This window comes from Tepidimonas fonticaldi (assembly GCF_001675355.1).
In the GTDB taxonomy this organism is placed as follows: domain Bacteria; phylum Pseudomonadota; class Gammaproteobacteria; order Burkholderiales; family Burkholderiaceae_C; genus Tepidimonas; species Tepidimonas fonticaldi.
Map to the genome: position 1 here is coordinate 117,140 of NZ_LZDH01000045.1, position 21,710 is coordinate 138,849.

At 67.0% G+C, this 21,710-nt stretch carries 18 protein-coding genes; 4 read left to right on the forward strand and 14 right to left on the reverse strand.

Annotated elements, in window-relative coordinates:
• Positions 1 to 59 precede the first annotated feature (59 nt).
• The 6 genes from A9O67_RS04700 to A9O67_RS04725 are packed head-to-tail and all read right to left on the reverse strand — an operon-like array spanning position 60 to position 9,055.
• The gene (locus A9O67_RS04700; protein ID WP_068607849.1) at positions 60 to 881 is read right to left on the reverse strand and encodes a peptidylprolyl isomerase; all 822 of its coding nucleotides are present in this window, start codon (positions 879 to 881) and stop codon (positions 60 to 62) included.
• 1 nt (position 882) lies between these two features.
• Complete coding sequence (narI, locus tag A9O67_RS04705; RefSeq protein WP_068607851.1) at positions 883 to 1,587, reverse strand: respiratory nitrate reductase subunit gamma; 705 nt, start codon at positions 1,585 to 1,587, stop codon at positions 883 to 885.
• Positions 1,588 to 1,608: 21 nt separating this feature from the next.
• A complete protein-coding gene (narJ, locus tag A9O67_RS04710) occupies positions 1,609 to 2,286 on the reverse strand; it encodes a nitrate reductase molybdenum cofactor assembly chaperone (RefSeq protein WP_068607853.1) in 678 nt (225 codons plus the stop codon).
• A gap of 27 nt (positions 2,287 to 2,313) precedes the next feature.
• Positions 2,314 to 3,846: a nitrate reductase subunit beta gene (narH, locus tag A9O67_RS04715; RefSeq protein WP_068607855.1), complete on the reverse strand. Its 1,533-nt coding sequence runs from the start codon at positions 3,844 to 3,846 to the stop codon at positions 2,314 to 2,316.
• 39 nt (positions 3,847 to 3,885) lie between these two features.
• Positions 3,886 to 7,671 (reverse strand): nitrate reductase subunit alpha, encoded by a 3,786-nt coding sequence (locus A9O67_RS04720; protein WP_068607861.1) that lies wholly within the window; start codon positions 7,669 to 7,671, stop codon positions 3,886 to 3,888.
• Positions 7,672 to 7,696: 25 nt separating this feature from the next.
• A complete protein-coding gene (locus tag A9O67_RS04725; RefSeq protein ID WP_068607863.1) occupies positions 7,697 to 9,055 on the reverse strand; it encodes an MFS transporter in 1,359 nt (452 codons plus the stop codon).
• Between the two features lie 257 nt (positions 9,056 to 9,312).
• On the opposite strand from A9O67_RS04725, the gene A9O67_RS04730 reads away from it, so the two are divergent.
• Genes A9O67_RS04730 through A9O67_RS04740 form a run of 3 tightly spaced genes read left to right on the forward strand, consistent with a single transcriptional unit; the run spans position 9,313 to position 11,837 of the window.
• Positions 9,313 to 10,578: an MFS transporter gene (locus A9O67_RS04730; RefSeq protein WP_231960213.1), complete on the forward strand. Its 1,266-nt coding sequence runs from the start codon at positions 9,313 to 9,315 to the stop codon at positions 10,576 to 10,578.
• A 3-nt stretch (positions 10,579 to 10,581) separates the two neighbouring features.
• A complete protein-coding gene (locus tag A9O67_RS04735) occupies positions 10,582 to 11,529 on the forward strand; it encodes a sodium-dependent bicarbonate transport family permease (protein ID WP_068607869.1) in 948 nt (315 codons plus the stop codon).
• Entirely contained in the window at positions 11,526 to 11,837 is a 312-nt protein-coding gene (locus tag A9O67_RS04740; protein WP_068607872.1) for a P-II family nitrogen regulator, read from the forward strand. The genes A9O67_RS04735 and A9O67_RS04740 overlap by 4 nt, the downstream gene beginning before the upstream one ends.
• Before the next feature lie 24 nt (positions 11,838 to 11,861).
• Here A9O67_RS04740 and A9O67_RS04745 read toward each other — a convergent pair whose 3' ends face one another.
• The 7 genes from A9O67_RS04745 to A9O67_RS04775 form a co-directional block, all read right to left on the reverse strand.
• Positions 11,862 to 12,602: a response regulator gene (locus A9O67_RS04745; RefSeq protein WP_068607878.1), complete on the reverse strand. Its 741-nt coding sequence runs from the start codon at positions 12,600 to 12,602 to the stop codon at positions 11,862 to 11,864.
• Complete coding sequence (locus A9O67_RS04750) at positions 12,599 to 14,545, reverse strand: type IV pili methyl-accepting chemotaxis transducer N-terminal domain-containing protein (protein WP_068607880.1); 1,947 nt, start codon at positions 14,543 to 14,545, stop codon at positions 12,599 to 12,601. The genes A9O67_RS04745 and A9O67_RS04750 overlap by 4 nt, the downstream gene beginning before the upstream one ends.
• Positions 14,546 to 14,588: 43 nt before the next feature.
• On the reverse strand, positions 14,589 to 15,341 hold the full coding sequence (locus A9O67_RS04755) for a 5'-methylthioadenosine/adenosylhomocysteine nucleosidase (RefSeq protein ID WP_068607883.1): 753 nt from the start codon (positions 15,339 to 15,341) through the stop codon (positions 14,589 to 14,591).
• Between the two features lie 20 nt (positions 15,342 to 15,361).
• On the reverse strand, positions 15,362 to 17,050 hold the full coding sequence (locus A9O67_RS04760) for a long-chain-fatty-acid--CoA ligase (RefSeq protein ID WP_068607885.1): 1,689 nt from the start codon (positions 17,048 to 17,050) through the stop codon (positions 15,362 to 15,364).
• Positions 17,051 to 17,276: 226 nt separating this feature from the next.
• Entirely contained in the window at positions 17,277 to 18,713 is a 1,437-nt protein-coding gene (locus A9O67_RS04765; protein ID WP_068607888.1) for an NAD(P)(+) transhydrogenase (Re/Si-specific) subunit beta, read from the reverse strand.
• Positions 18,710 to 19,048, reverse strand: a complete 339-nt coding sequence (locus tag A9O67_RS04770; RefSeq protein ID WP_068607892.1) for an NAD(P) transhydrogenase subunit alpha — start codon at positions 19,046 to 19,048, stop codon at positions 18,710 to 18,712. Before A9O67_RS04770 ends, A9O67_RS04765 begins: the two co-directional genes overlap by 4 nt.
• Before the next feature lie 35 nt (positions 19,049 to 19,083).
• Entirely contained in the window at positions 19,084 to 20,232 is a 1,149-nt protein-coding gene (locus tag A9O67_RS04775; RefSeq protein ID WP_068607895.1) for a Re/Si-specific NAD(P)(+) transhydrogenase subunit alpha, read from the reverse strand.
• A 250-nt stretch (positions 20,233 to 20,482) separates the two neighbouring features.
• Here A9O67_RS04775 and A9O67_RS04780 point away from each other — a divergent pair, with 250 nt between their 5' ends.
• Positions 20,483 to 20,968, forward strand: a complete 486-nt coding sequence (locus tag A9O67_RS04780; protein ID WP_068607898.1) for an NUDIX hydrolase — start codon at positions 20,483 to 20,485, stop codon at positions 20,966 to 20,968.
• On the opposite strand, the gene A9O67_RS04785 is transcribed toward A9O67_RS04780, so the two are convergent.
• Positions 20,932 to 21,708: a 16S rRNA (uracil(1498)-N(3))-methyltransferase gene (locus A9O67_RS04785; protein WP_068607901.1), complete on the reverse strand. Its 777-nt coding sequence runs from the start codon at positions 21,706 to 21,708 to the stop codon at positions 20,932 to 20,934. The genes A9O67_RS04780 and A9O67_RS04785 overlap by 37 nt on opposite strands.
• Between the last annotated feature and the right edge of the window lie 2 nt (positions 21,709 to 21,710).

The window sequence follows — 21,710 nt, forward strand, 5'->3', positions numbered from 1 at the left end:
GCGGCACCACGTCGGGCATCGGGTTGGGGGTGAGGTGGGAATTCATCCAGCACCCCTGTTCACTGCAGCAGCGGCCCGTCAGAAGCACCCAGATCGACCCCACAGACACGGGCGTCCGCGGCCAGCCGGTGCAGATAGTGTCGCAGCGCCACCGCACGGGCGCGCAGTGACAGGTCGCGTTCGATGCGCGGGCGCGCCTCCTCGAAAGGAATGCGCTTGCCTGGCCGGCGCCCCATGACACGCACGATGTGCAAGCCAAAGCGGGTGCGCACCAGACGCGGATGCACCCCCAGGGCCAGAGAGGAGTCCTGCTGATAGAACAGTTCATTGGCCAGTTCGGGAGCACAGTCGGCCGGCCCGATCCAGCCCAGATCGCCCCCCTGCGCGCCGCTGGGGCAATTGGACAGTTCGGCCGCCATCTGCTCGAAACGCCCGGGCGGCGCATCGGGACGCAAGAGCTCGAGCAGCGCCTGCTCGGCGCGGCGGGTGAGCGCATGCACATCCACCCGAGGGGTGACCGCAAACAGGATGTGCCGCACATGCAACGCCTGTCCCTCGACGAAGCGGCGACGGTTGGCCTCGTAATGGCGGCGGCAGGCCGCCTCGTCGGGCTCTGGCGTCTGCAGCTCGCGCGCGAGCAGGGCGTCGATGGCGGCGTGCTCCTGTGCCTCGAGCTCCGGAGCAACGGCAACCAGGCGTGCCGGCAGCAGTCCGGCAGCGACGGCGCGCTGCCGCAGCAACTCGCCCCAGGCACGCTCGCGCAGTTCTTCCGGCGTCAGGGTCTCGTGCGGCCCGTGCAGGGCGACGCCATTGATGCTGGCCCCGCCGGGCCCGGCTTCGGCCCCGGTTGACGGGGAGGAGGAGATCAGGCGCGCCTGCATGTCACCGCCCTCCGTGGGTGCCCAGCCGCCGGCTGCGCACGATCTGGTACGGGCGCCACAGGTACGCCACTGAGGCGAACCCGCTCCACACATGCACCAACCGCGTGAACGGGAAGATCAGAAAGATCGTCATGCCCAACACCATGTGGACCTTGAATACCCATCCGACGTCGGCCACCAGCTCGGCCGTGCCGGAACGGAAAGTCACGATGCGCTGCGCCCACTCGGCCAGCATCAACATCACGCTGCCGTCCAGATGCTGGGCCGAGAAGGGGATGGTTGCCAGACCGAGGGCAAACTGCGCCCACAACAACCACAACAACACGATGTCGCTGGTGCGCGAGGTGGCGCGGATACGGGGATCGGTCAACCGACGGTGCAGCAGCAGCGATACCCCCACGAACCCCAACACCCCAAAGAGCCCACCCGACACCATGGCCAGCACCTGCTTCGTGCCCGCGCTCATGAACGGCTCGTAGACGAAGTGCGGAGTCAGCATGCCCACCGTGTGCCCGAAGAACAGGAACAAGATGCCGACATGGAAGAGGTTGCTGCCCCAGCGCAATTGCCCGGCGCGCAGCAACTGCGAGGAATCGCTCTTCCAGGTGTACTGGTCGCGATCGAAGCGCAGCAGACTGCCAAGCAGAAAAACCGTCAGACAGATGTAGGGATAGACGCTGAAGAAAAAGGCATTGAGCGCGTTCATGGCCTGCTCCGCTGAAAGACATCACACGACGGACGCCGTCGCCTCGGATCGACGGCGAACGAATCGAATCGGCCGCTCGCTGCCCGACGCGGCCGAGCTGGGACAACCGCCAAAGGCCTGGGGTTCAGACCAACTCGCATCCAACGCCGGCTCGTCATCCGGCTCAGCCGGTTCGACCCGCTGACCGCACGCCTCCAGCACCGCGATCAACACGTCCGCATAGGCACTGCGCCGGCGTTGAAGGGCACCGATCAGGGCATTGACGATGTGTGCCACCTCGCCCACCAGGCCACGGGCGACATCCGCCGGCTGCGTAGAGGCAAATTCCAGCAACACGGGCAAATGGTCCGGCAGCTCGTGGCTGTGCAGGCGCAGACCGGCCGCCTCGTAGGTCTGCAACAGATCGATCATGGCCGGCCCCCGCTCGCGCGAGTCGCCATGCACATGCTCGAACAGATGCAGCGACGTGCTGCGCCCGCGATCGAAAGTCTCGACGTACTCCGCCTCGACTTCGTAGCCGTCCCGGTGCAGCCATGCGTCCACCCAGGCCTGCAGGCGCCGCAACCGCTCGGTGGGCACGGCGCCCTCGGCAGCGAGGGCTTGCACGGCTTGGGGCGCAAGAGCACGGGTCTCCTGATCGGGATAGCGCAACAAGAAGGCCAGCGCACGCAGGGTATAGGTCAGTCGTGGGGTTTTCATGGTCGTCTCACTCCGTGGGGGGCGGGCTCAGGCCTCGACCTTGATGGGAATGGTGCGTTTGCGCTGACCACCGAACAGGCTGGTCTCGGTCTGCCCCTCGGAGCAGCCGTTGCCAAACGAAAAGCCACAGCCGCCTCTCAGGTCGAAGGCGTCCTCGGCGTATTCGCGGTGGGTGGTGGGGATGACGAAGCGGTCCTCGTAGTTGGCGATGGCCATGATGCGGTACATCTCCTCCACCTGGACGGGGGTCAGATCCGCCTCGGTCAGCACGAGGCGGTTTTCCACCCCCTCGACGTGCTTGGCCCGCTGGTAAGCCCGCATGGCCAGCATGCGCCGCAGCGCCAGCACCACGGGACGTGTATCGCCCGCCGTCAGCAAATTGGCCAGGTACTGTACGGGGATGCGCAGCTGCTCGACGTCCGGCAGCTCGCCATGGGCCCCGATATGCCCGGCATTGGCCGCGGCCGAGATCGGTGACAGCGGCGGCACGTACCACACCATCGGCAGTGTGCGGTACTCGGGGTGCAGGGGCAGGGCGACCTTCCAATCGATCGCCATCTTGTAGACCGGGCTGCGGCGCGCCGCCTCCAGCCACGCCTCGGGCACACCATCGGCCCGCGCCTGCGCGATCACCTTCGGGTCGTTCGGGTCCAGAAAGATGTCAAGCTGCGCCCGGTACAGATCGCGCTCGTTCTCGACGCTGGCGGCCTCGGCGATGCGGTCGGCGTCGTACAGCATCACCCCCAGGTAGCGGATGCGGCCGACGCACGTCTCCGAACACACGGTGGGCTGCCCGGCCTCGATGCGGGGATAACAAAAGACGCATTTCTCGGCCTTGCCGCTTTGCCAGTTGTAGTAGATCTTTTTGTACGGACAGCCCGAGACGCACATCCGCCAGCCGCGACACTTGTCCTGATCGATCAGAACGATGCCGTCCTCCTCGCGCTTGTAGATCGAGCCGGAGGGACACGACGCCACGCAAGCCGGGTTGAGGCAGTGCTCGCACAGCCGCGGCAGGTACATCAGGAACGTGTTCTCGAATTGGCCGAGCATGTCCTTCTGCACCTGATCGAAACCGCTCAGATTGGCGTCCTTGCTGCGTTTGGCAAACTCGCCACCGAGGATTTCCTCCCAGTTCGGCCCCCACTCGATCTTGTCCATGCGCTGGCCGGTGATCAGGCTGCGCGGGCGCGCGGTGGGTGCCGCCTTCGACGACGGTGCATGGTGCAGATGCTCGTAGTCGAAGGTGAACGGCTCGTAGTAGTCGTCGATCTGCGGCAGGTTGGGGTTGCTGAAGATCTTCATCAACAGCGACCATTTGCCGCCCTGGCGCGGCACGAGTGCGCCATCGGAACGGCGCTTCCAGCCCCCGTTCCAGCGGTCCTGGTTCTCCCACTCCTTGGGATAACCGATGCCGGGCTTGTTCTCGACGTTGTTGAACCAGGCATATTCCATCCCGGGACGGTTGGTCCACACGTTCTTGCACGTCACCGAACAGGTGTGGCAGCCAATGCACTTGTCGAGGTTGAGCACCATTGCGATCTGGGCGCGCACTTTCATGGTGGTTCTCTCCTGGGTTCGTTGCGCGGGAATGGCGCTTCAGGCCTGCACGGCGTCGCGACGCTCACCGTCGAGCCAGTCGATGCGGCGCATCTTGCGCACGATGACGAACTCGTCGCGGTTGGTGCCGATCGTTCCGTAGTAGTTGAAGCCGTAGCTGAACTGGGCGTAGCCGCCGATCATGTGTGTGGGCTTGAGCACCACGCGCGTGACCGAGTTGTGGATGCCACCGCGGGTGCCGGTGATCTCGGAGCCCGGGGTGTTGATGATCTTTTCCTGCGCGTGGTACATCATCACCATGCCCGGCATGACGCGCTGACTGACGACGGTGCGCGCGGCGATGGCCCCGTTGACGTTGAACAGCTCCACCCAATCGTTGTCGGCAATGCCCGCACGGCGGGCATCGTCCTCGGACAACCAGATGACCGGCCCGCCGCGGTTGAGGGTGAGCATCAACAGGTTGTCGCTGTAGGTGCTGTGAATGCCCCACTTTTGGTGCGGCGTGATGAAGTTGAGCAAGATCTCCGGATGGCCGTTGGATTTGCGCGCCATCAGCTCGTCTACCGCCTTCATGTCCACCGGCGGACGGTAGCTGCTGAAGTTTTCGCCAAACGCCGTCATCCAGGGGTGGTCGAGGTAGAACTGCTGGCGACCGGAGAGGGTGCGCCATGGGATCAGCTCATGCACATTGGTGTAGCCGGCGTTGTACGAGACCTTCTCGCTCTCCAGTCCGGACCAGATCGGCGAGCTGATGATCTTGCGCGGTTGCGCCTGGATGTCGCGGAAGCGAATCTTCTCGTCCTCCCGGTGCAGCGCCAGGTGGGTGTGGTCGCGCCCGGTCACCCTGGACAGCGCCTCCCACGCCTTCACCGCCACATGGCCGTTGGTTTCGGGCGCCAGTTGCAGCACCACCTCGCAAGCGTCGATATCGGTGTCGATGCGCGGGCGGCCCTGGGTCGGGCCGTCGGCCTGTACGGCACCGTTGAGTTCGGCAAGCTGGCGCACCTCCTCCTGCGTCGGCCACGCCATGCCTTTGCCGCCGTTGCCCAGTTTGTCCATCAGCGGGCCCAAGGCCGTGAAGCGCGCGTAGGTGTTGGGGTAATCGCGCTCGACGACTTGGATCTGGGGGGCCGTCTTGCCCGGCACCAGCTCGCATTCGCCACGCTTCCAGTCGCGCACATCGAAAGGCTGCGCCAGCTCCGCCGGTGTGTCGTGCAGCAGGGGCAGCAAAACGACCTCCTTCTCCACCCCCAGGTGTCCCTGGGAAGCCTCGCTGAATGCCTTGGCAAATCCCTTGAAGATCTCCCAGTCGCTGCGGCTCTCCCAAACGGGATCGACCGCCGCCGACAACGGATGGATGAAGGGGTGCATATCGCTGGTGTTGAGGTCGTTCTTCTCGTACCAGCTCGCCGTCGGCAGCACGATGTCCGAGTACAGACAAGTCGTACTCATGCGAAAGTCCAGCGTCACCAACAGATCCAGCTTGCCCTCCGGGGCCTGGTCACGCCAGACGACCTCCCGCGGGCGTGCAGCGGGATCCGACAGCTCGCCCCCTTGCACACCATGCGTGGTGCCCAGCAGATGCTTCAAGAAGTACTCGTGCCCCTTTCCACTGGAGCCGAGTAGGTTGGAGCGCCAGACGAACAGGTTGCGCGGCCAGTTGTCCGGGTGATCCGGGTCCTCCCAGGCCATGCGCAGCTTGCCGGTGCGCAGCCCCTGCGCCACGTAGTCCTTGGGATCCATTCCCTGCGCGGCCGCATCGCGGGCCACCTGCAGCGGATTGGTCTGCAGCTGCGGATTGGCAGGCAGCCAGCCCATGCGGGCCGAGCGCACGTTGTAGTCGATGAACGAACCCTTCCACTGCTCGCGATCCGCCAGCGGCGACAGAATCTCGTCCACCCCCAGGCGCTCGTAGCGCCACTGATCGGTGTGCACATAAAAGAAGCTGGTGCTGTTCTGGTGGCGCGGTGGCCGCACCCAGTCCAGCGCGAAGGCCAGCGGCGTCCAGCCCGACTGCGGGCGCAGCTTCTCCTGCCCCACATAATGCGCCCAGCCACCCCCGCTTTGCCCGATGCAGCCGCACAGCATCAGCATGTTGATGATGCCGCGGTAGTTCATGTCACTGTGGTACCAGTGGTTCATGGCCGCACCGATGATCACCATCGACTTGCCGTGCGTTTTGTCCGCGTTGTCGGCGAACTGGCGTGCCACGGCAATGGCCTGCTCGCGCGGCACACCCGTGATGCGTTCCTGCCACGCCGGGGTGTAGGGCACGTCGTCGTCGTACGAGGCGGCGCCGGTGTCGCCCGGCAAGCCGCGCGGCACGCCATAATGCGCCGCGGTCAGGTCGAACACGGTGGCGACGAGCGCATGGCGCTCCTCGCCCGCCTTGCCCAACTTGATGCGACGCAAGGGCACCGTGCGCAGCAGCACATCGCTGTCCTGCGGATTGGCGGCAAAGTGTGGGTTGTGCACCCCGCCGAAGTACGGGAATGCCACCTGCCCCACGTCGTACTGCGCGCCCTCGCCCTCCATCACGCTGAGCTTGAGGCGCACCTCGCGGCCGTGAAGGGCCTCCTTGTTCTCCAGGTTCCACTTGCCCAGATCGCTGCGCCCTTCCGGCCCCCACCGAAAGCCGACCGATCCGTTGGGCAGCACGACCTTGTCCGCCTCGTCGAAGGCGACCGTCTTCCACTCGGGGTTGTTGTCCTGGCCCAGCTTGCCGTTGAAGTCGCTGGCGCGCAAATAACGCGCCGGCACCAAGGCCCGGCGTCCGTCGGGCAGGCTGTGCTCTTCCAGCAGCACCAGCAGCGGCAGGTCGGTGTAGCGGCGCACATAGTCGTCGAAATAGGTGCTGCGCCGCTCGACGTGGAATTCGCGCAGGATGACGTGGCCCATCGCCATCGCCAGCGCCGCGTCCGTGCCTTGCTTGGGATGCAGCCACAAATCGCAAAGCTTGGAGATCTCGGCGTAGTCGGGCGTGATCGCCACCGTCTTGGCGCCCTTGTAGCGCACCTCGGTGAAGAAGTGGGCGTCCGGCGTGCGCGTCTGCGGCACGTTGGATCCCCAGGCGATCAGGAATGTCGAGTTGTACCAGTCGGCGCTCTCGGGCACGTCGGTCTGCTCGCCCCAGATCATCGGGCTGGCAGGCGGCAGGTCGCAGTACCAGTCGTAAAAGCTCATGCACACGCCACCGATGAGCGACAGATAGCGCGTACCCGCGGCATAACTGATCATCGACATCGCCGGAATGGGCGAGAAACCCACCACCCGGTCCGGGCCGTAGCGCTGGATGGTGTAGACATTGGCCGCGGCGATGAGCTGGTTGACCTCCTCCCAGGTGCTGCGCACGAAGCCGCCCAAGCCGCGCTGGCTCTGCCACTCGCGGCGGGCATCGGGGTTCTGCACCACGCTGGCCCAGGCATCGACGGGGGTTTTGGCCACGGTGAGCGCCGCGCGCCAGTGTTTGAGCAGCGCGCCGCGCACCATGGGGTACTTGACCCGGTTGGCGCTGTACAGGTACCAGCTGTAGCTGGCCCCACGCGCACAGCCGCGAGGCTCGTGGTTGGGCAGATCTGGCCGGGTTCGGGGGTAGTCGGTCTGCTGCGTCTCCCACGTCACGATGCCCCCTTTGACATAGATCTTCCACGAGCACGACCCGGTGCAGTTCACCCCATGCGTGCTGCGAACGATCTTGTCGTGCGCCCAGCGGTCGCGATAGGCGGCCTCCCAGGTCCGATCCTCGGCGGTCGTCACGCCGTGACCATTGGCGAAGGACTGAGTCGGCAGCGCAAAATGCGTCAGGCGGTCGAGAAAATGACTCATCGGTGTGCTCCTGGTTGTCCTGGGCTCAGCAGGGGTTGGCGGCGCCACGGCGGGCGTACATCCACCAGTTGAGCGCGACGTTGAAGGCGAAGAAGGCCGCCAGTCCCCAGAACACCGGTGTGGCGGCTTTGTAAGTGGCAAAGGCCCAAGCGAACAGCATTCCGAACAAGAAGGGCCCATAGGCCGCCACGGCGGCGGTGAAGCCGATCACGCCACCAGCCTGGCGAGGCGCAAACAGCATCGGCATTTGCTTGAAGGTCGACGCATTGCCCACCCCGGCAAAGAAGAACAGGGTCAACATGCCGGCAACGAACATCGGGAAGCTCTCCAGCCCCGTCGGCTGCGTCAAGGTGGTCACCCACAGGGCCGCGCCCAGCATGCCCAGACCCGCCCAGTGCGTCACCCGCGCCCCGCCCAACTTGTCGGACAGCGGCCCGGCCACCACGCGTGAGGCCGAACCCACCAGCGGCCCCCAGAACGCCCAGGCGAGCGGATCGGGCGCCCCGGGAAACTGGCCATAGATCTGCTTGATGAGCAGGGGGAACGTCGCCGACAGCCCCGAAAAACAGCCGAACGTCATGATGTAGAGCGACGTCATCGACCAGGTATGGCGGGAGCGGAAGATGTCGAATTGCTCGGCGAAGTTGGCCTTGACCGGCACCGACTTGAGCAGCAGCCACGCCGTGATACCGAAGACGGCGACCACGGGGATCATGACGGCGGGCGCGTTCTGCAACCAGACCTGGCTGGTCACCCCTCCCTTGACCAGCGTCTGGCTTCCCCCCATCCAGGCCGCGCCCCCCAGCAGCGGGAAGCTGATCACCCACGGTGTCAGAAACTGCACGATCGACACCCCGAAGTTGCCGATGCCCGCCTGGATGGCCAGGGCCGTACCTTGCAGCCGTTTGGGGAAAAACAGACTGGTCGAGGGCATGAAACTGGAGAAGTTGCCCCCGCCCAGCCCGGCCAGAAACGCCAGCGACATCAACACCCAGTACGGCGTGGTCGGGTTTTGCACGGCGTAGAACCAGCCCACCAGCGGGATCAGCAGCGAGAGCGTGGACAGGCTCACCACGTGGCGCGTGCCCACCATCGGCGTCAAAAACATGTGCACCAGGCGCAAGGTGCCCCCGGCCAGGCCCGGCATGGCCGCCAGCCAGAACAACTGGGTGGGGGTGAACTGAAAGCCGATCTGCGGCAGGCGCACCACCAGCGCCGACACCAGAAACCACGCCATGAAGGCCATGGTCAAACACAGAGTGGTGACGGTCAGTGTGCGCCAAGCCAGGCCGGAGGCGCCGTTGCGCCAGAACGCATCGTTCTCGGGCTCCCAGCGCTCCAGCCAAGTGCCATCCCGGGTGGTGGGACCGGTCGTCGTGGTCATGGAAATTCCTTCTCGGGTCGTATCAGGACAGCCCCCACTGTGCCTGCGTCGGCCAGCCCTGCCTATCCACCGATCGGCACCCGCCCCCGCTTCCGATGGGCGATGCCCATCGGGTGCGCATCCTCCGTTCGGAGGATGGCGATGGCCAGACCCGTCCTCCGGATGACCGTCCGCGCCTCCCCGTCCGGTGGATAGGCAGCCCGCCATCGGCTGCCTACAGTGCCTGCCATCCCTACACGGTATGGAGGATGCTTGTCATGACCCCCTCACCCACCCCCCACAGCCGCCAGGCCTGGTCGGTGCTCATCGTCAGCACGCTGGCCTTTACGGTGTGCTTCATGGTCTGGATGATGTTTGGCGTCATCGGAATTCCGCTGAAGAAAGAGCTCGGACTCAACGCCACCCAGTTCGGGCTGCTCACCGCAACGCCGGTGCTCACTGGCTCGCTGGTGCGGGTGCCGCTGGGCATCTGGACCGACAAATACGGCGGGCGCATCGTCTTCACCCTGTTGATGGCGGTGACGGTGCCGGCCATCTGGCTCATGGCTTATGCGACCGAGTTCTGGCACTTTCTGGTGATTGGCCTGTTCGTCGGTCTTGCGGGCGGGTCGTTCTCGGTGGGCACCCCTTACGTCGCGCGCTGGTTCCCCAAGCAGCGTCAAGGCATGGCCATGGGCATCTTCGGTGCCGGCAACTCCGGGGCGGCGGTCAACAAATTCGTTGCCCCGGCCCTGGTGGTGGCCTTCGGTTGGACCATGGTGCCGCAGGTGTACGCCGCCGTCATGCTGGGTACGGTCATCCTGTTCTGGCTGTTCAGCCACCACGATGCATCCCACCTGGTCCCGAGCCACACACGCTTCGTCGATCAGCTCAAGGCCCTGAAAGACCCGACCGTGCTCAAGTACTGTCAGTACTACAGCATCGTGTTCGGTGGCTACGTGGCGCTGTCGCTGTGGATGGTGCAGTACTACGTCGGTGAATACGGACTGGACATCCGCGTCGCCGCGCTGTTGGCGGCGTGCTTCTCGCTGCCGGGCGGTGTGCTGCGCGCCATCGGCGGCTGGCTGTCCGACAAGTACGGCGCCCACACCGTGACGTGGTGGGTCATGTGGGTGAGCTGGATCTGTCTGTTCCTGCTCAGCTACCCGCAGACCGATTTCACCATCCAGACGGTGGAGGGTCCGAAGACCTTCCACATCGGGCTCAACGTCTACGCCTTCACCGCGCTGATGTTCGTGCTGGGCATCGCCTGGGCATTTGGCAAGGCCAGCGTCTTCAAGTACATCTCGGATGAGTATCCCAAGAACATCGGCACCATCTCCGGCATCGTCGGGCTGGCCGGCGGCATGGGCGGCTTCATTCTGCCGATTCTGTTCGGCGCGCTGCTCGATGTGACGGGCATCCGCTCCAGTGCCTTCATGCTGATGTATGGCGTGGTCTGGGTTTCGCTGATCTGGATGTACCTGACCGAGGTGCGTCGGCACGATGTCCTGAAGCACAACCCCGACACCCGGAGTGCCTGAACCATGGCGGTCGTGGACCCGGTGGTGGGTTTCTTCGTGCTGGGCCTGATCGCGGGCCTGCTGCGCTCGGACCTGAAGCTCTCCGGCGGGTTGTACGACACGCTCACGATCTACCTGCTGATCGCCATCGGCCTCAAGGGCGGCTTCGAGTTGGCCAGCAGCGACGTGGGCGCGTTGATCGTGCCCACGCTGGTCATCGTCGCCGCGAGCGCCGTCACCCCTATGGTGGCCTACCAGGTGTTGCTGCGCCTGGGTCGGCTGCCCCATGCCGACGCGGCCTCGATCTCGGCGCACTACGGCTCGGTGTCGGTCGTCACGTTTGCGGTCGGTGCGTCGTACCTGAGCCGTCAGGGCTTGGGCTATGACGGCTACATGTCGGTGTTCCTGGTGTTTCTGGAGTTCCCGGCCCTGATCGTCGGGGTGTTGCTGGCCAAGGGCCTGAAGGCCGATGCCAACTGGCGGCGCCTAGCCCACGAGGTACTGACCGGCAAGGCGATCGTGCTGTTGCTGGGGGCACTGGTGATCGGCTGGATCTGGGGCCGTGACGGAGGCGCCGCCCTGGTGCCGTTCTTCGAGGGGCTGTTCAAAGGCTTCCTCGCGCTGTTTCTGTTGGGCATGGGCGTGACGACGGCGGCCCGTCTGGCCGACCTGCGACGGGTGGGCCTTTTTCTGGTCGGCTTTGGTATCCTGATGCCCATCGTATCCGCCGCGGGGGGCGTGCTGGTGGGCTGGCTGCTGGGCCTTCCAGTGGGCAACACCCACCTGCTCGCGGTGCTGTACGCCAGTGCCTCGTACATCGCCGCGCCGGCCGCCATGCGCATCGCCATCCCGGAAGCCAACCCGGCACTGTCGATGGGCGCGTCGCTGGGGGTGACCTTTCCGTTCAACGTGGTGGCAGGCGTACCGCTCTACTTGGCCATGACCCAAACCTTCTACCGGACGATGGCATGAACACCGCGGGCTGCGTTCCCTCGCCACACCACGGTGTCGTCGTGGTGGTGATCGCCGAGGCGGAGCTGGAATCCGTCCTGTGCGACGACATCCTGGCGGCCGGGGCAAAAGGCTACACGGTCAGCGAAGTGCGCGGACGCGGCAACCGGGGCCTGCGCGACGATCGGCTGCTGTTGTCCAACAATGTGCGTTTCGAGGTGCTGTGCGACGAATCCACGGCGCGCAGCGTGCTGGACACCGTGCTGGGCCGCTATGGCCGGCATTACGGCATCGTCGCGTACGCGCTGCCCACCTGGACGCCACCGTAACGGGCGGGCCGCCCTCACCCCGTGTCAACCCAACCCGTGGTTGACCGCGACCACCGCGGCCTGCACACGCGAGGTGACGTGCAGCTTGCGCAGAATGTGCTGCACATGGATTTTGACCGTGGTCTCGGCGATGTCGAGTGCGCGCGCGATCATCTTGTTGCTCTGCCCGCGGGCGATCAGCGCAAGGATCTCACGCTCGCGCTCGGAAAGAACCTCCAGCGCGGACGGCGGTGCGGGGGCGGGCGCGGGTGGCGGTGATGGCGTATCCCCCGCCACAGACTCCCCCGACGCCACGGCCCGTGCGCCATCGCCGCACGACGGCTCCGCCATCGCGGGCTCGGGTTGGCGCATCAGCGTCACCAGCTTGTTGAGCATCGGCGGGCTGATGACGGAGTCGCCCGCCACGACACGCTCCACGGCGTCGCAGAGCTGGTCGAGTTCGGTGGTCTTGAGCAAGTAGCCATCCGCCCCGGCACGCAGCGCAGCGGCCAGGTCCTCGGCATCCTCGCTGACCGTGAGCATGAGGATGCTGGCACTCGGTGCCGCCTCGCGCAAAGTCCCGATGGCCTCGACCCCACGCACGCCGGGCAAATGGTTGTCGAGCAAAATGACGTCGGCATCGGCCTCGCGCAAGTGGCGCAAGGCCTCGCCCACGTCCCCCGCCTCGCCGCAGACCTGCAAGCGCGGCGCTTGGCCAAGCAGGGCGCGCAACCCCCGGCGGAACAGGGGATGGTCATCCACCAGCAACAAACGGATCGGTCTCATGACACGGAGGAAACAGTATCGGGCGCGCGGGGGAATTGCGGGTCGAGCGGGGTCGGGGACCGCTCCTGCACTGCAGCATCCACCGGTACGCTCAGCTCCACCGCGGTTCCCTGACCCGGCGCCGAATGCACCGTGAGCCGGGCGCCGATGGCGGCAGCGCGCTCTTGCATGATACGCAGTCCGATGTGGGTTTCCTGTGTGTGATGCACGGGGTCGAATCCCACACCGTCATCGCGCACGACGAAGCGCCACGGCGCCCCCTTATGCACATGCACGACGACCGAATGGGCTCGGGCGTGCTTGCGTACGTTGGACAGCGCCTCTTGCACCACATGCAGCACCTGCAATTGCACGTCGGGCGGCAGCTCCACGGCTCCGCCGTGCACCTCTACATGCGCGGTCAGGCCGGTCTGGTGCTGAAACTTGGTCACGGTCTCGTGCAGGGCAGTCACGATGTCGCCGTCGTGCGTGCGGGTGCGAAAGTGCATCAGCAGCTCGCGCACATCGGCCAGGCTTTCCTCCAGCCCGGTTTGCAGCTCGGCCACATGGCCCTCGGCCGCAGCGGAATCCCCACGTCGTAAAGCGCCCTGCAGCAGTTGGACCTGGATCTTCAGGAACGCCAGCGACTGGGCGATCGAGTCGTGCAGCTCCCGTGCCAGAAAGTTGCGCTCCTGCGCCACGGCCGCCTCACGCTCCAGGGCATGCGCGCGCAGCCCCTCGACGGCATTGGCCAGTTGTCCCGCCAGGGCATCGAGCAGTTCGCGCTCGCCCTCGTGCAGGGCGAGCGCGTGCCGGTAGAACAAATTGATCTCGCCCAGCACGCGGTGCTGCAGGCGCACCGGCACGCTGACCATGGTGCGAAATCCCAAACTGGCGCAGTGCACGACATCCGAGGCGTCGCCGCGCTCGATCGGGATCACACGGGTGCGTTGCTCCAGGTGCGCACGGCCACACTCGCACTGGCCGCAGGGCAGCACCTGCTCGGCCGCGACGATCTCGCGCGGCATCTGATGCTCGGCCAGAAGCATGTACCCGTGCAACGCGGGGTCGGCCCAGCGCAGAATCACGGCATCCGCGCCGACGCGTTGGCGCAGCCGCTGCACGAATCCGTCGGAGAGCGTCTGCAGCGAATCCGCGTCGCTCAGGAACAGGCTCATGTCATAGAGGGCCTGCAGATTGGCCCGCTTGGCCTCCAGATCCCGCGTCTTTTCGGCCACTTTGGCCTCGAGCTGGCCATACAGCTCCTGCAATGTCGCCGCCATTTGGTTGAAGCCGCTGGCCAGCTGGCCAAACTCGTCCCCGCTGGACGCTGCGACGCGCGTGGCGAAGACGCCGCGCTGCAGGTCCGTCATGGCCCGCGCCAGCCGGGTCAGCGGCTGCATCACATAGCGCTGCCCCGTGTACAGCATGAACACGGCACCGGCCACGGCAAAGGCGATCATGGCGAACTGCAGCAGATTCAGGATGCGGGTCAGCCGGGAGAGCTCCGACTCGATGGCCAGCACCAGCTCGTCCACCTTCGCAACGAGCATTTCGGCAATGGCAAAGGCCACGCCGGCATCGGAGGGATCGGGCGGCACTTTCGGGTCCCACAAGTGGCGCTGCCGGTTCCAGGTGGCCTCGACGTCATCGAAGCGCTCCCGAATGAGCGGCGTCCAGGGAACGAAGAGCGGGCGCTGCGGATCCCCCGCACGCAAACGCTCCAGGCTGCCCAGCAGCTCCTGCACCAGCGCCTCACGGCGCTCGGCCGGCACGGACAGCGTGCGCGCCGCGTCCAGGCGCCAGACCTGCATGCGCAGGCGGCCGGCCTCGTTGACGGCGGCTGCCCCGCCTTCGAGCTGCCACGTCACCCACAGCGTGACCCCGATCGAGGCGGTCACAGCCAGCAGCAACCACAAGCCGGCGTACACCAGCTTGGTGGCGATCGTCGTGGTCGCTCGCATCGGCGCAAGCTTAGCAAGCCCACGCCACACCGTACACCCCGGTTCAGAGCAGATTGAGCGCCTTGCGCACGATGCGCGCGCTATAGTGGCGCGCCACGTCGCGCATGAAGGCCTGAAAGTCCACGTGCGCCTCGTCGTCGGCGCGGTCGGACAGCGTGCGCACCGCGGCGAACGGCGTGCCGTAGTCCCAGCAGACCTGGGCCACGGCGGCGCTCTCCATGTCCACCGCCAGGGCCTCGGGCAGCGCCTCGCGCAGGGCCTGGGACTCGGCCGCGCTGGTGATGAAGCGGTCACCACTGACGATCAGCCCGCGGTGCACCGTGGGCCGGTGCAGCCCCAGGGCGCGCAGCGTCTCCTCGCTGACCAGCTTGGGCAGCCAGGTGACCGCGTCGCGCGCGGCCTCCTCCAGCACCTGGGCCAGCACCAGGTCGGCGTCGAAGTGCATCTTGCCCGTGCCGGGCACCTCCCAGCGCGGAAACAGCGGCGCGGCGCTCAGGTCGTGCTGCAGATAGCGCGTGCCCACGACGACGTCGCCGACCTCGGCGCCGAAGGCCAGCCCCCCGGCCACCCCCGTGAACAGGATGTGCTGGGGCGCAAACCGCTCGTGCAGCACGGTGGCGGTGGTGGCCGCCGCCACCTTGCCGATGCCGCACAGCACCGCCACGACCTCGTGGCCCTGCAGATGGCCCTGCCAGAACTCGCGCCCCGCGACGCTGACCTTGCGCTCGTCGGGCATGAGCTGCAGGATCTCGGCCAATTCCTCGTGAACGGCACTGATGACGGCGACGCGGGCCATGGCGGGCTCTCCGGCAAAGGTTACTTCTTGTCCCGCAATTCTCGCCGCAAAATTTTGCCCACGGGCGTCTTGGGCAGCTCGGTGCGAAACTCGATCACCTTCGGCCGCTTGTAGCCGGTCAGCCGCGCTTCGCAGAATTCGCGGATGTGCGCCTCGGTCAGCGCCGGATCCTTCTTGACGACCACCAGCTTGACCGCCTCGCCCGAGTGTTCGTCGGGAATGCCCACCGCCGCGCACTCCAGCACGCCGTCGCACTGCGCGACCACGTCCTCCACCTCGTTGGGGTAGACGTTGAAGCCGGACACCAGAATCATGTCCTTCTTGCGGTCCACGATCTTGAAGTAGCCGCGCTCGTCCATGACGCCGATGTCACCGGTGCGGAACCACCCGTCGGCCGTCATGACCTTGGCGGTTTCGTCCGGGCGCTGCCAGTAGCCGGCCATGACCTGCGGGCCGCGGATGGCGATCTCGCCGGGCGTGCCCTGCGGCACCTCGTTGCCGGCATCGTCGATGCACTTCATCTCGGTGCTGGGCAGCGGCAGGCCGATGGTGCCCGTGAACTCGGTGGTGGTGACCGGGTTGCAGCTCGCCGACGGGCTGGTTTCGGACAGGCCGTAGCCCTCGCAGATCGGGCAGCCCGTGCGCTCCAGCCACTTCTTGGCCACCGCCGCCTGCACCGCCATGCCCCCGCCGACCGACACCTTCAGGTTGCGCCAGTTGACGGTGTCGAACTGCGGGTGGTGCACCAGCGCATTGAACAGCGTGTTGACCGCCGGAAAGCTGTGGAAGGTGTGGCGCGACAGCTCCTTGAGCACCGCGGGCAGGTCGCGCGGGTTGGGGATGAGGATCGTCTTGCCCCCGGTGCGCATGCTCAACATCATGTTCACCGTGAAGGCAAAGATGTGATACAGCGGCAGCGCGCAGACCGCCGTGGACTGCTCGCCCGGGGGGATTTTTTTCATGACCGGGTCGTTCCAGGCCTCGGACTGCAACACGTTGGCCAGGATGTTGCGGTGCAGCAGCACCGCGCCTTTGCTGACTCCCGTGGTGCCGCCGGTGTACTGCAGCACGGCCACGTCATCGGGGCCGATCTCCACCGGCCGAAAACCCGCCCGGCGGCCGCGCGCCAGCGCATCGTTGAAGCGCACGGCCCCCGGCAGTTGGAACGGCGGCACCAGTTTTTTGACGTGGCGCACCACCAGGTTGACGATCAGGCCCTTGGCCCCCAGCAGGTCACCCATGGCGCACAGCACCACGTGCTGGACCGGCGTGGCGGCCTGGCACTGCTGCAGGGTGTGGGCAAAGTTTTCGATGATGAAAATCGCCTTCGCCCCGCTGTCCTTGAGCTGGTGCTCCAGCTCGCGCGCGGTGTAGAGCGGATTGACGTTGACCAGCACATAGCCGGCGCGCAGGATGGCCGCGACCGCGATCGGGTACTGCGGCACGTTGGGCATCATCACCGCCACGCGGTCGCCGCGCTGCAGCCCCAGGCTTTGCAGATAACCCGCCACGGCGCGCGAGGCCTCGTCCACCTCGCGGTAGGTCCACTCCTTGCCCAGAAAGCTGTACGCCGGGCGGTCGGCGTACTTGGCAAAGCTTTCCTCCATCAGCGCGACCAGCGAGCGGTAACGGCTGGGGTCGATCTCGGCGGGCACGCCCTCGGGATAGTGCTTCAGCCATGGCTTGTCGGCGGCGGTGACGGTGCTCATGCAGTCTCCTGTCTGGGTTTTTGGGAATGGCCCTGGAATCGTCCGATCTGCCTGACAGCAGGCTGACGGTGCTGACATTATTCCTGAAACCCCGTTCAACAGCGCCCGGTTTAGGGGTTTTTCCGAACGGTCGTTCGCTCCATTTGACGGCCTGTCGACAGTCGGCGCGCCCTGGCGACCGGCCGCAGACACCCAGCCCACGAAGCCAGGCGGGGCAACGGGCGGGTCACTCGATCGCCTTGACCATGTCCTCCACGACCTTCTTGGCGTCGCCAAACACCATCATCGTCTTGTCCATGTAGAACAGCTCGTTGTCCAGACCGGCGTAACCCGCGGCCATGGAGCGCTTGTTGACGATGACGGTGCGGGCCTTGTAGGCCTCGAGGATGGGCATGCCGTAGATCGGGCTGCCCTTTTGCAGCGCGGCCGGGTTGACCACGTCGTTGGCGCCCAGGATGATGGCCACGTCGGCCTGGCCGAACTCGCCGTTGATGTCCTCCATCTCGAACACCTGGTCGTAGGGCACCTCGGCCTCGGCCAGCAGCACGTTCATGTGGCCGGGCATGCGGCCCGCCACCGGATGGATGGCGTACTTGACCGTCACCCCCTTGTGGGTGAGCTTCTCGGCCAGCTCCTTGACGGCATGCTGGGCGCGCGCCACGGCCAGGCCATAGCCCGGCACGATGATCACGGTTTCGGCGTTGCTGAGGATGAAGGCGGCATCGTCGGCGCTGCCACTCTTGACACTGCGCTGCTGCTGCGCCGCCTGGGCACCGCCGCCAGCGTCGCCGCCAAAGCCGCCCAGGATGACGTTGATGAACGAGCGGTTCATCGCCTTGCACATGATGTAGCTCAGGATCGCGCCGGAGGAGCCGACCAGCGAGCCGGCGATGATGAGCATCGGGTTGTTCAGCGAAAACCCGATGCCCGCCGCCGCCCAGCCGGAATAGCTGTTGAGCATGGACACCACCACCGGCATGTCGGCCCCGCCGATGGGGATGATGATGAGCACACCGAGCACGAAGCTCAGCGCCGTCAGCGCATAAAAGGCCGCCCAGTCGCCCGTGGCGGCAAACGTCAGCCCCAAGGCGATCACGGCCACGCCCAGCGCCAGGTTGAGCCAGTGCTGGCCGGCAAACACGACGGGCGCGCCCTGGAACAGGCGGAACTTGTACTTGCCCGACAGCTTGCCGAAGGCGATGACCGAGCCGCTGAAGGTGATGGCACCGATGGCCGAGCCGAGGAACAGCTCGATCTTGTTGCCAAACGGAATCTGCCCGCCCTTGGGCGCCAGGTCGAAGGCCCAGGGCTCGGTGACCACGGCGATGGCGATGCACACCGCGGCCAGACCGATCATGCTGTGCATGAAGGCGACCAGCTCGGGCATCTTGGTCATCTCCACACGCTTGGCCATGATCGCGCCGATGGTGCCGCCGGCCACCAGACCGAGCGCGACCCAGCCCAGGCCGCTGACCTCGTCGAGCGCCATGCGGTCGGCCAGGGTGGTGATCAGGCCCACGGTGGTGACGATGGCAATGCCCATGCCCACCATGCCGAAGACGTTGCCCCGGATGGAGGTGGTGGGATGGCTCAGGCCCTTGAGCGCCTGGATGAAGCAGACGCTGGCCACCAGATACAGCAGGACGACGACGTTCATGCTCATTGGGCGGCTCCTTCACCGGTGGAACCCGCAGCCGCCGGGGCCTTGCGCTCCTTTTTCTTGAACATTTCGAGCATGCGGCGCGTCACCAGAAAGCCGCCGAACACATTGACGGCGGCCAGCGCGACGGCCAGCACGCCCATGGTCTTGGCCAGGCCGGTTTCGGTCAGCGCGGCGGCGAGCATGGCGCCGACGATGACGATGGCCGAAATGGCGTTGGTCACCGCCATGAGCGGCGTGTGCAGCGCAGGCGTGACGTTCCACACGACGTGGTAGCCCACGTAGATGGCGAGCACGAAGATGATGAGGTTGACGAGCAGGGGGGAGACGGCTTCCATGGGGGAACCTCGCGGAGGGATCGGAAACGGGACGCTCAGGCGCGGCGCTTGACCTCGCCGCCCTGCGCCATCAGGCAGGCGGCGACGATGTCGTCGTCCAGGGGCACGTGCACGGCGGTGGCGTCCTTGGGCAAGACCAGCTTCAGGAAGTCCAGCACGTTGCGCGCGTACAGCGCCGAGGCGTCGGCCGCCACCATCGCCGGCAGGTTGGTGTGGCCGACGATGGTCACGCCGTGCGCGGTGACGATCTGGTCCGGCACCGTCAGCGGGCAGTTGCCGCCCGGCTGGCCGTGCGGGCCGACGGGGCCGCGGCCGGCCGCAATATCGACGATCACCGAGCCGGGCTTCATGCTGCGTACCATGTCCTCGGTGACGAGGGTCGGCGCCGGGCGGCCCGGGATCAGCGCGGTGGAGATGACCACGTCGGCCTGCGCGACGCGCTTGGCCACCTCGGCCTTCTGGCGGTCCAGCCAGCTCTGCGGCATCGGGCGCGCGTAGCCGCCCACGCCCTGCGCACACTCGCGCTCCTCGTCGGTCTCGTACGGCACGTCGATGAACTTGGCGCCGAGCGACTCGACCTGCTCCTTGACCGCCGGGCGCACGTCGGAGGCCTCGATCACCGCGCCCAGCCGCTTGGCGGTGGCAATCGCCTGCAAGCCCGCCACGCCCACCCCCAGCACGACGACGCGCGCGGCCTTAATGGTGCCGGCCGCCGTCATCAGCATCGGAAACAGGCGCTGGTAGTGGTTGGCCGCCAGCATCACGGCCTTGTAGCCGGCGATGTTGGCCTGGCTGGACAGCACGTCCATGCTCTGCGCGCGCGTGGTGCGCGGCGCGGCCTCCAGCGCGAACGCCGTCAGGCCGGCGGCGGCCAGGCGCTGCAGGCCCTCGGCATCGAACGGGTTGAGCATGCCAACCAGCGTCGAGCCGGCTTTCATCTGCGCCAGCTCGTCGGCGGAGGGGCCGCGCACCTTCAGCACCAGGTCGGCGCCCAGCGCCGTTGCGGCGTCGACGATCTCGGCGCCGGCGGCGCGGTAGGCCTGGTCCGGGGCGCTGGAGGCCACGCCGGCGCCGGCCTGCACCAGCACCGTGTGGCCCTGGGCCACGAGCTTCTTGGCGGTCTCCGGGGTGACGGCCACCCGGGTCTCCAGTGCTGCCGTCTCGGCAGGCACGCCTATGCGCATGGTGTTCTCCTCACTCGTTGGGGCACCGCCTGCGGTACCCGGCTCATCGTCATTCTGGGGCCGGCCGGGGCCAGCCCACCGCCGGCAGGGTACCCGGTTTTGCCACCGGTCGCCATCGCCGCGCCGACACTTGTCGAACGGGGTTTACCCTCACCCCGCATATATGTGATGACTCATATTCTGCCCCTCGCATCGTCTGGGCATGGGTGGGTTTACCCTGATGGTCTCCCCGCCGCCACATAATGGTGCCATGCGCATACGCTGGAAGCCGAGTGTCACCGTAGCGGCCATCATCGAGCGCGACGGCCGCTACTTGCTGGTGGAGGAGCACACGCCCGAGGGGCTGCGCCTGAACAACCCGGCCGGCCACCTGGACCCGGGCGAGGGGCCGGTGCAGGCCTGCGTGCGCGAGGTGCTGGAGGAGACCGCGTACCGCTTCACGCCGACGGCGCTGCTGGGGGTGTACCTGTCGCGTTTCCAGCGCCCGGCCACCGGCGAGGACATCACCTACCTGCGGCTGGCCTTCACCGGCACGCTGGGCGAGGCCGAGCCGGGCCGCGCGCTGGATGAGGGCATCGTGCGCACGCTGTGGCTGACGCTGGAGGAGGTGCGCGCCAGCCGCGCGCGCCACCGCAGCCCGCTGGTGCTGCGCTGCATCGAGGACCACGCCGCCGGCCGGCGCCTGCCGCTGGAGGCGATCTACACCGATGCGTCCGTCTGGGCCGCGCCCGGCTGAGGCTGGCCCAGCGTCAAGCAAGCGAGCGCCGCCAGCGCCGCCGTCTCGCTGCGCAGGGTGCGCGCGCCCAGCGACAGCGGCTGAAGGCCCGCCTGCGCCAGCGCCGCCTCCTCCGCGTCGGCGAGCCCCCCTTCCGGCCCCAGCACGACGTGGCATGGGCCGCCGTGCGCCGCGCCCCAAGCCGGCAGCGGCACGCTGCCAGTGGCCAGCGACAGCCAGACCCCCGCGCCCAGCGTCGCGCGCGCCGGATCGGCCAGCCAGTCCGCCAGCGGCCGCACCGGGCGCACCTGCGGCACGCGGTTGCCGCCGCACTGCTCGCAGGCGGCCACGGCCACCGCCTGCCAGTGCGCCACCTTGCGCGCCGCGCGCTCGCCATCCAGCCGCAGCACCGTGCGGGCGGTCAGCAGCGGCTGGACGCTGGCCACGCCGAGTTCGGTGGCCTTCTCGACCAGCCAGTCCATGCGCTCGTTGGCGGGCATGCCCACCGCCAGGTGCACCGCGCGCGCCGGCTCGCGCTCCACGGCCGCATGAGCCTCCACCGCCACCGTGACGTCGCGCCGGCCCATCGAGTGCACCCGCGCGCGCCACTCGCCGCCGCGCGCCGGGTCGCCGAACAGCGTCAGGGCGTCGCCCGGCTGCAGCCGCAGCACCTGCACGTGGCGGGCCGCCTCCGCCGGCAGCGCCAGCGTCTGGCCGGCCTCGAGCGGCTGCGGCAGGTGGATGCGCGGGGGGGCGGCCATGG

What these genes read in the sequence shown, in the direction of transcription:
- A9O67_RS04700 (WP_068607849.1), bottom strand. Translation starts at nt 881, where the DNA reads ATGCAGGCGCGCCTGATCTCCTCCTCCCCGTCAACCGGGGCCGAAGCC.
- narI (WP_068607851.1), bottom strand. Translation starts at nt 1,587, where the DNA reads ATGAACGCGCTCAATGCCTTTTTCTTCAGCGTCTATCCCTACATCTGT.
- narJ (WP_068607853.1), bottom strand. Translation starts at nt 2,286, where the DNA reads ATGAAAACCCCACGACTGACCTATACCCTGCGTGCGCTGGCCTTCTTG.
- narH (WP_068607855.1), bottom strand. Translation starts at nt 3,846, where the DNA reads ATGAAAGTGCGCGCCCAGATCGCAATGGTGCTCAACCTCGACAAGTGC.
- A9O67_RS04720 (WP_068607861.1), bottom strand. Translation starts at nt 7,671, where the DNA reads ATGAGTCATTTTCTCGACCGCCTGACGCATTTTGCGCTGCCGACTCAG.
- A9O67_RS04725 (WP_068607863.1), bottom strand. Translation starts at nt 9,055, where the DNA reads ATGACCACGACGACCGGTCCCACCACCCGGGATGGCACTTGGCTGGAG.
- A9O67_RS04730 (WP_231960213.1), top strand. Translation starts at nt 9,313, where the DNA reads ATGACCCCCTCACCCACCCCCCACAGCCGCCAGGCCTGGTCGGTGCTC.
- A9O67_RS04735 (WP_068607869.1), top strand. Translation starts at nt 10,582, where the DNA reads ATGGCGGTCGTGGACCCGGTGGTGGGTTTCTTCGTGCTGGGCCTGATC.
- A9O67_RS04740 (WP_068607872.1), top strand. Translation starts at nt 11,526, where the DNA reads ATGAACACCGCGGGCTGCGTTCCCTCGCCACACCACGGTGTCGTCGTG.
- A9O67_RS04745 (WP_068607878.1), bottom strand. Translation starts at nt 12,602, where the DNA reads ATGAGACCGATCCGTTTGTTGCTGGTGGATGACCATCCCCTGTTCCGC.
- A9O67_RS04750 (WP_068607880.1), bottom strand. Translation starts at nt 14,545, where the DNA reads ATGCGAGCGACCACGACGATCGCCACCAAGCTGGTGTACGCCGGCTTG.
- A9O67_RS04755 (WP_068607883.1), bottom strand. Translation starts at nt 15,341, where the DNA reads ATGGCCCGCGTCGCCGTCATCAGTGCCGTTCACGAGGAATTGGCCGAG.
- A9O67_RS04760 (WP_068607885.1), bottom strand. Translation starts at nt 17,050, where the DNA reads ATGAGCACCGTCACCGCCGCCGACAAGCCATGGCTGAAGCACTATCCC.
- A9O67_RS04765 (WP_068607888.1), bottom strand. Translation starts at nt 18,713, where the DNA reads ATGAGCATGAACGTCGTCGTCCTGCTGTATCTGGTGGCCAGCGTCTGC.
- A9O67_RS04770 (WP_068607892.1), bottom strand. Translation starts at nt 19,048, where the DNA reads ATGGAAGCCGTCTCCCCCCTGCTCGTCAACCTCATCATCTTCGTGCTC.
- A9O67_RS04775 (WP_068607895.1), bottom strand. Translation starts at nt 20,232, where the DNA reads ATGCGCATAGGCGTGCCTGCCGAGACGGCAGCACTGGAGACCCGGGTG.
- A9O67_RS04780 (WP_068607898.1), top strand. Translation starts at nt 20,483, where the DNA reads ATGCGCATACGCTGGAAGCCGAGTGTCACCGTAGCGGCCATCATCGAG.
- A9O67_RS04785 (WP_068607901.1), bottom strand. Translation starts at nt 21,708, where the DNA reads ATGGCCGCCCCCCCGCGCATCCACCTGCCGCAGCCGCTCGAGGCCGGC.